The 14378-nt window shown below is 46.5% G+C and carries 9 protein-coding genes; 4 read left to right on the top strand and 5 right to left on the bottom strand.

Features of this window, described 5'->3' with window-relative positions; genetic code table 11:
* Positions 1-119: 119 nt before the first annotated feature.
* Together alaS and ICN48_RS08275 are read left to right on the top strand one after the other, a co-directional pair.
* Positions 120-2744: an alanine--tRNA ligase gene (gene alaS, locus ICN48_RS08280; RefSeq protein ID WP_216153235.1), complete on the top strand. Its 2625-nt coding sequence runs from the start codon at positions 120-122 to the stop codon at positions 2742-2744.
* The gene (locus ICN48_RS08275) at positions 2741-2986 is read left to right on the top strand and encodes a sulfurtransferase TusA family protein (protein WP_216863775.1); all 246 of its coding nucleotides are present in this window, start codon (positions 2741-2743) and stop codon (positions 2984-2986) included. The genes alaS and ICN48_RS08275 overlap by 4 nt, the downstream gene beginning before the upstream one ends.
* A 51-nt stretch (positions 2987-3037) precedes the next feature.
* Here the strand turns inward: ICN48_RS08275 and galU are convergent, their stop codons facing one another.
* The gene (gene galU / locus ICN48_RS08270) at positions 3038-3925 is read right to left on the bottom strand and encodes a UTP--glucose-1-phosphate uridylyltransferase GalU (protein ID WP_216153234.1); all 888 of its coding nucleotides are present in this window, start codon (positions 3923-3925) and stop codon (positions 3038-3040) included.
* 30 nt (positions 3926-3955) lie between these two features.
* On the bottom strand, positions 3956-6847 hold the full coding sequence (locus tag ICN48_RS08265) for a valine--tRNA ligase (protein WP_216153233.1): 2892 nt from the start codon (positions 6845-6847) through the stop codon (positions 3956-3958).
* Positions 6848-6871: 24 nt separating this feature from the next.
* Between ICN48_RS08265 and ICN48_RS08260 the strand changes: the two genes are divergently transcribed.
* Complete coding sequence (locus ICN48_RS08260; protein WP_216153232.1) at positions 6872-9250, top strand: UvrD-helicase domain-containing protein; 2379 nt, start codon at positions 6872-6874, stop codon at positions 9248-9250.
* Between the two features lie 8 nt (positions 9251-9258).
* Here the strand turns inward: ICN48_RS08260 and ICN48_RS08255 are convergent, their stop codons facing one another.
* The 3 genes from ICN48_RS08255 to ICN48_RS08245 are packed head-to-tail and all read right to left on the bottom strand — an operon-like array spanning position 9259 to position 11401.
* Positions 9259-10035, bottom strand: a complete 777-nt coding sequence (locus ICN48_RS08255) for a BPSS1780 family membrane protein (protein WP_216153231.1) — start codon at positions 10033-10035, stop codon at positions 9259-9261.
* On the bottom strand, positions 10032-11006 hold the full coding sequence (locus ICN48_RS08250) for a homoserine kinase (protein ID WP_216153230.1): 975 nt from the start codon (positions 11004-11006) through the stop codon (positions 10032-10034). Before ICN48_RS08250 ends, ICN48_RS08255 begins: the two co-directional genes overlap by 4 nt.
* A gap of 20 nt (positions 11007-11026) precedes the next feature.
* Positions 11027-11401 (bottom strand): hypothetical protein, encoded by a 375-nt coding sequence (locus tag ICN48_RS08245; protein ID WP_255539513.1) that lies wholly within the window; start codon positions 11399-11401, stop codon positions 11027-11029.
* 116 nt (positions 11402-11517) lie between these two features.
* Between ICN48_RS08245 and polA the strand changes: the two genes are divergently transcribed.
* On the top strand, positions 11518-14346 hold the full coding sequence (gene polA / locus ICN48_RS08240; protein WP_216153228.1) for a DNA polymerase I: 2829 nt from the start codon (positions 11518-11520) through the stop codon (positions 14344-14346).
* The last annotated feature ends 32 nt before the right edge of the window (positions 14347-14378 follow it).

The following is a 14378-nucleotide window of genomic DNA, read 5'->3' as shown; positions in this document are numbered from 1 at the left end:
TGCGCTCCTTAATTACAGACTTATTAGTCGATTTATTGATGTTGTGCGATTGTAAGGCAGGATATGGGTATCTTGTCTAGGGTTTGCCCTAGACAGGTGCCAATGCGATAATTATTGCCATGAAAGTCTCCCAAATTCGCCAGGCTTACCTGGAATTCTTCGCCCAAAAAGGCCACCAAATTGTTCCATCCAGCCCAGTAGTGCCGGGGGATGACCCAACCCTGCTATTTACAAATGCAGGTATGAACCAGTTTAAAGACGTGTTTTTGGGCTTTGATAAGCGCCCCTATAACCGTGCTACGACTGCCCAAAAGTGCATCCGGGCAGGTGGAAAACACAACGATTTGGATAACGTAGGCTACACGGCCCGTCATCACACCTTTTTTGAAATGTTGGGAAATTTCTCTTTTGGAGATTATTTCAAGAAAGATGCCATTCAATTTGCTTGGGATTTGTTGACTCAGGTATTTCAGTTGCCTAAAGAAAAGCTCTTGGTCACCGTGTATGCGGAAGATGACGAGGCTTATGAGATTTGGAATAAGCAAATTGGTGTGCCGGAGGATCGCATTATTCGCATTGGGGATAACAAGGGCGCGCGTTACGCATCGGATAATTTTTGGATGATGGGTGACACAGGCCCTTGCGGACCTTGCACTGAAATTTTCTACGATCACGGTGAACATATTCCTGGTGGTCCTCCTGGAAGTCCTGATGAAGATGGTGATCGCTTCATCGAAATTTGGAATAATGTCTTCATGCAGTACAACCGCGACGAGGCCGGTGCAATGCATCCGCTACCTAAGCCTAGTGTTGATACAGGCATGGGTCTTGAGCGTATTGCAGCAGTCTTGCAGCATGTTCACTCCAATTATGAAATCGACCTCTTCGTCAATCTCCTTAAGGCTTCTAAGGATGCGGTTGATGCGGCGGGTGGCGAAAACTGTGATGCACAAAGTCCTTCATTAAAGGTCATTGCTGACCACATCCGTGCATGTAGTTTCATTGTGGTCGATGGCGTAATTCCAGGTAATGCTGGTCGTGGCTATGTATTGCGTCGCATTGCGCGTCGCGCGATTCGTCATGGTTATAAGTTAGGTGCACGCAAACCATTCTTCTACCAGTTGGTGCCTGCGCTTGTTAAAGAAATGGGCGAAGCCTATCCAGAGTTACGTGCAGCACAAGACAAAGTCAGTGAAGTGATTAAGCAAGAGGAAGAGCGCTTCTTTCAAACGATTGCTAATGGTATGGAAATTTTAGATGGCGCTTTGGCTGGTGGTGCAAAAGTAGTCGATGGTGAAACTGCTTTCCGCTTACATGACACATTTGGTTTCCCGTTAGATTTAACGGCTGACGTTTGTCGTGAGCGTGGCGTGACTGTTGACGCTGAAGGCTTTGAAGTGGCGATGCAAAAGCAGCGTGATCAAGCCAGGGCAGCAGGTAAGTTCAAGGTAGCCCAAGGATTGGATTACAAAGGCAAGCCAACCCAGTTTCATGGCTATGACACCCTTAAACATGAGGGCGCCATAGTAACTGCTTTGTATGTGGATGGTTCGGCAGTATCTGCTGTTAAGGCTGGAGATGCAGCGGTCATCGTTTTGGATAACACCCCTTTCTATGCAGAATCTGGCGGTCAAGTTGGTGATAAAGGCGAGCTCCGCAATGAAAGTATTCGCTTTGCGGTCGAAGATACCTTCAAGATCCAGGCCGATGTATTTGGTCATCAGGGAGAGGCTCTTGAAGGTGAGCTCAAGGTGGGTGATTCTCTTAATGCTTTGGTAGATACCCAACAGCGAACTGACATTATGCGCAATCACAGCGCTACTCATATCTTGCACAAAGCATTGCGTGAGGTATTAGGTGATCACGTGCAGCAGAAGGGATCCTTGGTAGACGCTACGAAGACCCGTTTTGACTTTACGCACAATGCACCGATTACTGCTGAACAAATTCGCCGCATTGAAGATATCGTGAATCAAGAAATTCTGGAAAACACTGCAACCTCAGGCAAAGTCATGTCTTTGGATGATGCGCAAAAGACTGGCGCCATGATGCTCTTTGGTGAGAAGTATGGTGATGAGGTACGCGTGCTGGAGATTGGCTCTTCTAAAGAGTTATGTGGTGGCACCCACGTAGGGCGCACTGGTGATATCGGTAGCCTAAAGATTGTTTCTGAAGGCGGCGTTGCTGCTGGTATTCGCCGTGTTGAGGCGGTGACTGGCAATAATGCACTGCACTTCTTACAAGGTTTAGAAGACAAAATCAATGAAGCTGCAGCGATCCTCAAAACCCATCCAGGTGACCTAGTGAATCGTGTTGCGCAACTTCAAGATAGTCTGCGTCAAGCTGAGCGTGAATTAGAAAAAGTGAACTCTAAGTTGGCAGCTAGTCAAGGTGATGAGTTAGCTGGTCAAGCTATTGATGTGAATGGCATTAAAGTGCTGGCTGCTCGACTTGATGGCGCTGATGCTGGCGTACTTCGCGAAACCATGGATGCACTTAAGGCAAAGTTAAAAACAGCTGCCATTGTGTTGGCCTCAGTTCAGGGCGATAAAGTCAGTTTGATTGCTGGCGTGACGGCTGATTCAATTGGTAAAGTTAAAGCGGGCGATCTCGTGAACTTTGTTGCTCAGCAAGTGGGTGGTAAAGGCGGCGGCAAACCAGAAATGGCGATGGCTGGTGGAACTGATCCTAGTAAGTTGGGCGCGGCCTTAGATGGCGTTAAAGACTGGATAGCAAGCAAATGAGTGAACCAGTGAATATTGCCTTTAATGCAGAGGTAGATGCGATTGGCATGAACTGCCCATTGCCTATCTTACGTACCAAGAAGGCCTTGGCAACCATGCAGTCGGGCGAAGTCTTAAAGATTAAGGCAACTGATGCGGGAGCCGCTCATGACTTTCCTGCATTTGCCAAGCAAACTGGTAATGAGTTGCTAGCAAGCACCATCGAGGGTGATGTGCTGGTTTTCTTTATGAAGAGAAGATAAGCATTAGACAGATGTTTACGCTCTTTAAATCTAGGCCCAGCCTTACCTTAATTATTTAAGATAAACCCGGCTCTTCAAGTATTCTGCAAAATCGTTTTTTACCTCTGGGTGACGAAGTGCAAATTCAACTGAAGCTTTGAGGTAGCCCAGCTTGCTGCCGCAGTCATAACGTACACCATCATATTCATAAGCGAATACTGGCTCTTCCTTTAGCAAAGACGCAATTGCATCTGTAAGCTGAATCTCGCCACCCGCACCTGGTTTGAGATTGCGAATATGGGTAAAGATGTTAGACGATAGGACATAACGTCCCACGACCGCTAAATTAGATGGTGCATCTTTAGGTTGAGGCTTCTCTACTATGCCGTCTAGGCGATAAATGCCTTTAGTTACCTCAGATCCAGAAACAATTCCATAAGAACTGCTCTTTGCGGGATCAATTTTTTCCACAGCAACGACAGAGCCATTTTGCTCATCAAATACATTGAGCATTTGCTTAAGTACGGGAGGTTGGCCATCCAATAAGTCATCAGCCAAAATAATGGCAAATGGCTCATCACGAACTAACTTTTCTGCACATAAAACTGCGTGGCCTAAACCGAGTGCCTCAGGTTGACGAACATAAATACAATCAACGTGACTAGGTTTAACACTACGAACGATATCTAGAAGGGCTTGCTTGTTTTTAGCTTCAAGCTCAGCCTCCAATTCATAGGCTTTATCAAAGTGATCTTCAATAGCGCGTTTACTACGTCCGGTAACGAAAATCATTTCAGTAATGCCAGCCGCAATAGCCTCTTCAACAGCATATTGGATGAGTGGTTTGTCGACCACATTGAGCATCTCTTTTGGGCTTGCCTTAGTGGCTGGCAAAAACCGTGTGCCTAATCCAGCAACTGGGAAAACTGCTTTGGTGACTGCTTTTGTGCTTAGTGACATATAAATCCAATTGTTTTATTTGGCTAATTATTACTTCAGACGTTCTAATTGTGCAACAAGCTTGTCATAATTTTGCTCAAAGCCTGCAAGACGCTGCTTTTCCTGGGCAACAACCTCGGCGGGGGCGCGAGCCACAAAGCTTTCATTGGTCAATTTGCCCTTGGCTTTATTAATTTCGTTTGCGAGGCGCTCAATTTCTTTGCTTAAACGAATGCGCTCTGCCGCAATATCCACTTCAATCTTGAGCAAGAGCTTGATATCACCCACTAGAGCAATTGGTGCATCTGGAGCATCTTTTTCTAATGCAGATTCATCGCTATAGATTTTGACCTCAGCTAACTTAGCAAGCGCCATCAAATAAGGAGTAGCTTTTTCTAAGAATGCCTCCGGCCCACAAATCCAGAGCGGTACTTTTTGACCAGGAGGAACTTGCATCTCACCGCGCAGATTTCTACAGGCATCGACAATCGCTTTAATCTGAGTAATCCAAGCTTCGCTTTGCTCATCAATCTTTTCAGGTTGAGCAACCGGGTAAGGCTGGAGTGCAATCGTTTGTTTGGCTTGTTGGGCTAATTCTTTTCCAGACTTAGGGCCAACAGTTTGCCAAAGCGTTTCAGTGATGAATGGAATCAGTGGATGCGCCATGCGTAGGATAGTTTCCAAAACACGCAAGAGGGTGCGACGTGTAGCGCGTTGCTGCGCTGGCGTGCCAGTCTGCAATTGCACCTTAGCAAGCTCGAGGTACCAATCGCAATACTCATCCCAAACAAATTGGTAAATACTAGTAGCAATATTGTCAAAGCGATATGCCTCAAAGCCCTTGGCTACCTCAGCTTCAGTCCTTTGGAGTTCGGAGACGATCCATTTATCTGCAGGTGAGAAATCTAGATATCCTTCTGGACCGCATTGGTTGTCGCAAGGTGCTAAGCCATTCTCTTCATCACTACCAGAGCAGTTCATCAGCACAAAGCGAGTGGCATTCCAAAGTTTGTTACAGAAATTACGATAGCCTTCGCAGCGCTTTTGGTCGAAGTTAATATTGCGACCAAGTGAAGCTAAAGATGCAAAAGTAAAGCGCAAGGCATCGGTACCGAATGCCGGAATACCATCCGGGAACTCTTTCTTGGTTTTCTTGCTAATGCTTTCTGCTTGCTTAGGATTCATGAGGCCAGTAGTTCTCTTGCCTACTAACTCTTCAATCTTAATACCATCAATCAAATCGATTGGATCCAAAGTATTACCTTTGGACTTACTCATCTTCTGGCCTTCAGCATCACGTACTAGACCATGAACATAGACAGTGTGGAATGGTACTTTTCCAGTAAAGTGGCAGGTCATCATGACCATGCGTGCCACCCAGAAGAAGATGATGTCAAAGCCCGTGACTAACACTGAGGAGGGTAGGAAGTGATTTAAAGCAGGTGTTTCTTCTGGCCAGCCTAAGGAGCTAAAGGGGACAAGGGCAGAACTAAACCAGGTATCTAATACATCTGGGTCACGGTTGAGTTTGCCGGTGTAGCCGGCTGCCGTAGCCTTAGTTTTAGCCTCTTCCTCAGAGCAACCGACAAAAATCTGCCCATCATCGCCATACCAAGCGGGTATTTGATGGCCCCACCAAAGTTGGCGAGAGATGCACCAGTCCTGGATGTTTTCTAGCCACTGGGTGTAAGTATTGATCCAATTCTCTGGAACAAGTTTGATATCACCTCTAGTTACCGCATCTAATGCTGCACCAGCAATAGATGAACCGGGTTGATATTTGTTATCTGGACTTGATTTAGACATCGCTACAAACCATTGGTCAGTGAGCATTGGCTCAATGATGGTTTGAGTGCGATCACTGCGGGGCACCATTAATTTATGTGGCTGAACTTTTTCTAGTAAACCAGCAGCATCTAGATCAGCGACAACTTGCTTGCGTGCCGCAAATCTTTCCAGGCCTTGATAGGCAGCTGGAGCATTCTCATTAATCTTGGCATCCAAAGTGAGGATGTTGATCATGGGCAGTTGATGTCGTTGGCCTACGGCATAGTCATTAAAGTCATGTGCAGGAGTTACCTTTACAACGCCAGTACCAAAGTTCAGATCAACATAATCATCAGCAATGATCGGGATCTGGCGATCACACAAAGGCAGATTTACTGACTTACCGATCAGATGTTTGTAGCGCTCATCTTCTGGGTTCACCATGACGGCTACGTCACCCAGTAAGGTTTCTGGACGAGTGGTAGCGACCGTGAGATGGCCAGAACCATCGGTTAATGGATAGCGGATGTGCCACATTGAGCCATCCTCTTCTTCGCTTACCACTTCTAAATCTGAAACTGCGGTACCTAGAACAGGATCCCAGTTCACTAAACGTTTGCCGCGATAAATCAAACCTTGCTCATGTAGGCGTACAAAAACTTCCACCACTGCTTTGGACATCTTGCTGTCCATTGTGAAATATTCTTTACCCCAATCGATCGATGCGCCTAGACGACGAATTTGGCGAGTAATCGTGTTGCCAGAAGTTTCTTTCCACTCCCACACTTTTTCTAAAAACTTGTCACGACCCAAATCATGGCGAGACACTTTCTGTGCATCAAGTTGGCGTTCAACCACGATTTGGGTGGCGATACCAGCGTGATCGGTGCCGGGTACCCACAAAGTGTTTTTACCTGACATGCGTGCATGACGCACCAAGCCATCCATGATGGTTTGGTTAAAGGCATGCCCCATATGCAGGGTGCCAGTCACATTCGGCGGAGGAAGCTGAATGGAAAAATCACACCTATCTTCATCCATGGTGGAGTCGGCAATACCTCGGCGCTCCCACTCTGGACCCCAGTAGGCCTCTATCGGGGCGGGTTCGTAGGATTTGGCGAGCTCGTCCGCTGAGCTGGCCGCTGGTGAATTAGGGGTATTTGAGGCATTTGGCATAAGAGGCAAATTATAATTGGGCTGATGTACTCAGACTTGCTCGCGAACCTCAACCCAGAACAGCGCGAGGCAGTGACCCTCCCGCCCGTAAATGAAAATGGCCAAGCCCAGTCAGCCTTGATTTTGGCTGGGGCAGGGAGCGGCAAGACCCGCGTCCTCACCACCCGTATAGCCTGGTTGATTCAGACCGGCCAGGTATCGCCCATTGGCGTCCTAGCGGTGACCTTCACCAATAAGGCCGCTAAGGAGATGATGCTCCGCCTAAGCGCCATGTTGCCGATAAATACGCGTGGAATGTGGATTGGTACTTTTCATGGTCTTTGTAACCGTTTATTGCGCGCTCACCACAAAGAGGCAGGTTTACCGTCTACTTTCCAAATCCTGGATACCCAGGATCAGCTTTCAGCAATTAAGCGCCTATTAAAGGGTCTAAAGGTTGATGATGAAAAGTATCCTGCCAAGCAATTGCAATACTTCATTGCCCATGCCAAAGAGCGCGGTCAGCGCGCAAAAGATTTAGCGCTTGGGGATGATTTCCAGGCCAAGATGGCACAACTTTATGCAGCTTACGATGAGCAATGTCAACGTGAGGGCGTGGTTGATTTTGCTGAACTCTTATTGCGTAGTTATGAATTACTCAAGCATAGTGAAGCGATTCGCACTCACTATCAAGAGCGTTTTCGTCATATCTTGATCGATGAGTTTCAAGATACCAACGCCTTGCAATATGCATGGCTCAAATTGTTATCAGGCCATGACGCAAGTCGTATTAATGTCAGCGGTATGGGTAGCAGTTCCGTCTTCGCAGTGGGCGACGATGACCAAAGTATTTATGCCTTCCGCGGCGCCGATGTTGAAAACATGCGCCTTTACGAAAAGCAATATCACCCTCTAATGGTGAAGCTAGAGCAGAACTATCGCTCACACGGCCATATTCTGGATACAGCAAATCACCTCATTGCGAATAACTCGGAGCGCCTGGGTAAAAACCTGCGTACCGATGCTGGTCATGGCGAGCCAGTCCGTATTTATGAGGCTCCGAGTGATCATGCAGAAGCTGCTTGGTTGGTTGATGAGATCAAGGCTTTAGTTAATAGCGGCATCAAACGTACCGAAGTTGCCTTGCTTTACCGTAGCAACGCCCAGTCACGCATTATTGAGCACGCATTGTTTTCTGCAGGTATTCCGTATCGTGTTTATGGCGGTTTGCGCTTCTTCGAGCGCGCTGAAATTAAACATGCACTAGCTTACTTACGCTTACTCGAAAATCCGAATGACGACACTTCATTCTCCCGTGTGGTGAATTTCCCTACTCGCGGAATTGGTGCAAGATCAATTGAAGCATTGCAAGATGCCGCCAGAGCACAACAATGTTCTTTATATTTAGCCGCATCTTCCTTAGAAGGTAAGGCCGGTGCTGCACTGGGTGGATTTGTGCGCTTAGTAGATCACATGCATGAAGCTACTCGTCACAATACTTTGCCGGAAACAGTCGAATTTGTGATTCAGCATAGCGGTTTGATTCAGCACTATCTTTCAGAGCGTGAAGGACAGGATCGCGTTGAAAACTTGCAAGAATTAATTAACGCTGCTACTGCGTTTATTGCTGAAGAAGGTTTTGGTCAGGATGCCGCAGCCGCCATGCTCCCTGGTGAGAATGCTCCAGGCGTAGTAGAGGTTTCACCCTTGGCTGCTTTCCTTTCCCATGCTTCATTGGAGGCAGGCGATAACCAAGCTCAGGCTGGTCAAGATGCTGTGCAGTTAATGACAGTGCACTCAGCCAAAGGATTGGAGTTCACTTCAGTATTTATTACCGGCCTTGAAGAGGGTTTATTCCCCCATGAGAACAGCGTTAATGAACAGAATGGCTTGGAAGAAGAACGTCGCCTGATGTACGTAGCGATTACACGTGCCAAAGAGCGTTTGTACCTCTCGCACACCCAATCAAGGATGTTGCATGGCCAGGTACGCTACAACATGCCTTCTCGCTTCCTAGAGGAGCTTCCATCTGATTCATTGAAATGGCTCACCCCTAAGGCAAGAGATGCACGCTGGGGTGGTAGCAGTAACTCAAGATCAGGATCTACTTGGCAAGATGGCTATACACGCCAACGTGAATACGAGTCTAATGACTTTTTTGATTCTGGATCTGATCGACAAAGACCGGTTAAACGAGTTGAGCGAGTTGGCTCAGCCTCAATGGAAGTGAAAAGATTAGCTTCTCCCCCTCGCGGAAATTATCCATTCACGATCGGACAAAACGTCTTCCATACTAAGTTTGGTGAGGGACGTGTGACTGGTCTTGAGGGGGTGGATGCTGATGCACGGGCGCAAGTGAACTTCAAGCGCCACGGAATTAAGTGGTTACAGCTGAGTATTGCGAAGCTTGCAGCGATTGACTAATAAGTCAATTAGATGGGCAGCACTTCATCTTCAGTAAAGCACGCCTTCCAAGTTGCATAGAAAGAACAGTGCATTATTGTTAAGCCTGCCATGGAGATGGGGGCGATGATGAAGGAGGCTGCTTGCCCTAGATCGAGAGCATCAAAAATCATTCCGACTGTCAGAGGAATAGCAATCAGAATAGCGCTCCAGATAGAGAGATACAAAAAGAATGCTGCCTTATTGGTCCAGCACGCCAGACAGCTAGAAAATAGCGCCTGAGGTACAGACATATCAGCCCACGCCACTAAGATTGGTGAGAACCACATCAGCATTGCCACTGGTAAATACAGCATTGCTCCAAAGATCAGTACCAAGTAAAGCTGGCGCAGCGCTTCTGGCGTAATCGGCTTTTCACTTGTCATCAAAGGAAGCAGTAATTCAAAATCTACCAAGAGACTTAAGATAAAACTCAGCAACAAAATCATGCCGGCGTACACCAAGCCTAATTGCAAAATTCTTTTGCGAACAATTTGGCTAGACCGAAGTGCCACCAGATAAACTATTGGTTTAATGCGCTCTTTTTGGATGGCTTGACGACAAGCAGTCATAAAACCAACGGAAAGGGTTGGCGTGAGCAGGAGTACTGCAAAAACACCAATGACTGGGATGATGACTGCCAATTGCGCAGCAAATACATACATAAACACCAGCATCAAGAAGCCTAAAGGATTTTGTTTGAAGAGCCAAATACCTTGCCTAATCCAGGTGTATCCTTCTTTTGGTGCTATGGAATTGAGTTTCATAGTGAGCGACGACTTAGTAGAATGTGTTCAAAATGCGTAGGGTCATGAGGAGTCAGCATCTGAGCATCCCGCGGTAGATAGAAGTCCCATAGCCTTGAAACCCAGAAGCGTAAAGCAGCAGCGCGCAACATAAGCGGCAAACTGGCTTGCTCTTCGTTAGTAAGCGGACGAACTGCTTGATATGCTTTCATGAATGCATCAAGGCGAGCAGGGTCTAAATCTTGTTTGTTATCAGCAAGACACCAGTCGTTTGCAGTCACGGCGATATCAAATAACCATTTATCAGTACCAGCAAAGTAGAAGTCGAAGAAACCGCCTAGTTCATCTTGAGATGTATCCGCTCCTTTTGGATCAAACAAGACATTGTCACGAAACAGATCACAATGGCTAGCGCCTTGCGGCAGGCCATCATAAGTACCCGAGGAAAAGAACTCTTCTTGAGTTTTTAGCTCATGGGTAATGAGTTCTTTTTGGAATGTATTCAAATGCGCCATTACTTGGGGAATTGTTTTTTGCCACCAAGCAAGGCTCCGAAGATTTTCTTGTGACTTAGGGAAATCTTTTCCAGCTAAATGCATTTTGGCAAGCATTCCACCTACGAGTGCGCAATGATTAACCTCTGGTTGAAGTCTAGAAAGGCCTGGTAATTTGGTAACAATGGCTGCTGGCTTACCTTTGAGGGTAAATAGGATTTCTCCATGCTTGTTCTCAATAGGCTTAGGAACTGGTACGCCTTTGTTCGCTAAGTGGCGCATTAACTCTAGATAGAAAGGTAATTGTGCAGCAGATAATCTTTCAAAGATGGTTAAAACATATTCCTGTTTCTTGCCGTCTTTGATGGTGTCTAAGAAAAAGTTGGAGTTCTCAATCCCGCCATGAATGCCACGAATTTCATGGGCTTGGCCGATGTCAAAGTCTTGAGTAATCCAATGAGAAATATCCTCAAGCTCAATCGGAGTAAATACGGCCATAAGCTAAATTGCTTTAAAGATTATCTAAGTGGAATGCTAATACTGGGAACGCTAATAAGATCAGTATCTTTTTGGGGTCCAGGCATCACTGACGTAGGTGGTGCCATTTCATAGCTAGTAAAAGGTGTTTTTACATCGACCTGTGTTGGTGAGTTGGCATCTTTGTACTCAGTGACCGTCGTACCATTTTTATCTTTGAACTGATAGTTCGGCTTACGCGTTTCTGGAGAGTTGAGTGCGCCAGCGGGGCTGACTGTTGGGGCGAGTGGTTGATTATTAATACGGTTTAATTCGGAGTTACTGAGTGCCTGGCTGTTATTCTGAGCTTGGGCTGAAGTAACGCCTAAAAGTCCAAAAACCACTAAAAAGCTCATTAGAGCTAGACTTTGACTCATTAAGTGGCTTATTAAGTTAGTTAAATAATGCATTTTTTCACCTTTTTAAGCCTACTCTCGGACGGTTCCTTAACCAGACCTGTAGGCAATTCACAACTAGATTGTACGATTGCAGTATGACTAAACATAGACTCTTGTTGGTAGATGGCTCTAGCTACCTCTATCGCGCCTTTCATGCCATGCCAGATCTCAGAAATGGGGCTGGAGAGCCCACTGGAGCTATCTATGGCATGGTCAATATGATGCGCCGAGCCCGTTCTGAGCTCAAGGCTGACCATATAGCCTGTGTTTTTGACGCCAAAGGTAAGACTTTCCGTGATGAAATGTACTCAGAGTACAAAGCGCATCGCTCCCCCATGCCTGAAGATTTGGTTAAACAGATCGAGCCTATTCATGCCATGGTCAAGGCATTAGGTTGGCCGGTATTAATGGTTTCTGGCGTTGAGGCAGATGATGTGATTGGTACATTGGCTTGCCAGGCAACGCAAGCGGGTTGGGAAACGATTATTTCTACCGGTGATAAAGATTTAGCGCAATTAGTAAATCCTTCTGTCACTCTCATCAATACGATGACGAATGAAAAGCTAGACATCGAAGGCGTAAAGGAAAAGTTTGGCGTTCCTCCAGAATTGATTGTGGATTATTTATCCATCATCGGCGATACCGTGGATAACGTACCGGGTGTTCCGAAGGCGGGGCCAAAGACAGCAAATAAATGGTTGGCAGAATTTGGCAACCTAGATAACTTAATGGCAAATGCCGATCAAGTTAAAGGTGTTGTTGGTGAAAACTTACGCGCTACTCTTCCTTGGTTGCCGCAAGCACGTCAATTGATTACGGTAAAAACGGATTGCGATTTATCACCCCATTTACCGAGCTTAGATGATTTGCATGCGAAATCTGAGGATGCCCCTTTGCTGCGCGAATTGTTTGAACGTTATGCATTTAAGACATGGTTACGTGATGTAGAAAAGCAGCTCACAAGCCCAGAAAATAAGGGCTCTGAAGCAGTTTCATTCGATTTAGCAGGTAGCCCAATTCACTCCAGCACCAATCAGGGTGAGGAAGGGAAAAAGTCTCGTGTTATTGCTAGCGCGCCAACCAAAGATTTGTCACAAGAAACTCGTGACTCCCATGATGCGATCGAGCGTCACTATGAATGCGTAGTGGATGAAGCAGGCTTGGAGAAGTGGTTAAAAAAGATTGAGTCTTCTGCGCTAACAGCGGTAGACACTGAAACAACTAGTCTTGATGCGCTTGCTGCAGAGCTCGTTGGAATTTCTTTATCGGTCAAACCGGGTGAGGCTTGCTATATCCCAGTTGCGCATCGTAATGGCGAGGTACAGCTCGATCGAAATCTAGTTCTTGCACGCATGAAATCCTGGTTAGAAAGTGCAGCACATTTAAAGGTGGGACAAAACTTAAAGTACGACGCCCATATTTTTGCAAACCATGGCATTACTTTAAAAGGTGTTGCATTCGATACCTTGCTCGAGTCGTATGTTCTTGAGTCACACATGCCGCACAACATGGATAGCTTAGCTGAGCGCCATCTAGGTATGAAGACGATTCGCTACGAAGAGGTCTGCGGCAAAGGGGTTCACCAGATTGGCTTTGATCAAGTGGATCTCCAGATTGCGACAGACTATGCGGCAGAAGATGCTGACATTACCTTGCGCCTCCATTTGGAGTTATGGCCACAGATTCAGGAAAGCCCTGGATTGCTCTACATCTATGAAAACGTTGAGATGCCAGCCATGCGTGTACTCGGCATCATGGAGCGTAACGGTATTCGGATTGATTCCGCGCTATTGGCGAAACAAGGGCAACAAGTAGGTAAGCGTCTACTTGAATTGGAGGGTGAGATTCATAAGTTAGCTGGTCAGCCGTTCAACATTCAGTCACCCAAGCAAATCGCAGAAATTTTATTTGGGCAACTTGAGCTCCCAGTGATAAAAAAGACGCCATCGGGTGCACCCTCTACGGATGAGGAGGTTTTGCAGAAGTTGGCTGAAGACTATCCGCTACCAGCACGTATTCTTGACTACCGTAGCTTGGCAAAGCTCATGTCTACGTATATTGAGAAGCTCCCTCGTATGGCCGATCCCAAGACTGGGCGCGTTCACACGAACTTTTCTCAAGCTACCGCGGTTACCGGTCGTCTGGCATCAAGCGATCCCAACATACAAAATATTCCTGTGCGTACAGAAGAGGGTCGTCGTATACGCGAGGCATTTATTCCGGCAGAAGGATGTAAGTTGTTATCAGCAGATTACTCGCAAATTGAGTTGCGCATCATGGCGCATATCGCTGAAGATGAAAACCTATTAACTGCATTTAGAGAAGGCAAAGACGTTCATCAAGCTACTGCGGCAGAGATCTTTGGCATTCCTTTGGATGATGTCAATTCTGAGCAACGTCGTTATGCCAAAGTGATTAACTTTGGTCTTATTTACGGTATGAGTGCTTTTGGCTTAGCTGGTAACTTGGGTATTGAGCGTTCAGCTGCCCAAAACTACATCGCCAAATACTTTGATCGTTATCCGGGGGTTGCTCAGTACATGGAGCGCACTCGTCTTGAGGCGCGGGAAAATGGTTACGTAGAAACAGTCTTCGGGCGACGTCTCTGGTTGCCGGAAATCAAGGGATCAAATGGTCCTCGCCGCCAAGGCGCCGAACGTGCGGCAATTAATGCCCCTATGCAAGGTACTGCTGCAGACTTAATTAAGTTAGCGATGATTGCTGTTGAGGATTGGTTGGAAAAGGAACAGTTAAAAACCAAAATGCTGCTTCAAGTCCATGATGAATTGGTATTTGATGTGCCCTTAGACGAAATTGAGCTACTGCAGGCAAAGCTGCCGGATTTAATGTGTCATGTTGCTGATCTCAAGGTGCCTTTGGTAGTTAGTATTGGGATTGGCGATAATTGGGAAGAAGCGCATTAAGTATTGATTAAGTATTGAATGGGTAATACAAG

This window comes from Polynucleobacter sp. JS-Safj-400b-B2, assembly GCF_018881975.1.
Taxonomy (GTDB): Bacteria; Pseudomonadota; Gammaproteobacteria; order Burkholderiales; family Burkholderiaceae; genus Polynucleobacter.
The sequence above is the reverse complement of the archived record's forward strand: the minus strand, read 5'-3'. Positions and strand labels throughout refer to the sequence as shown.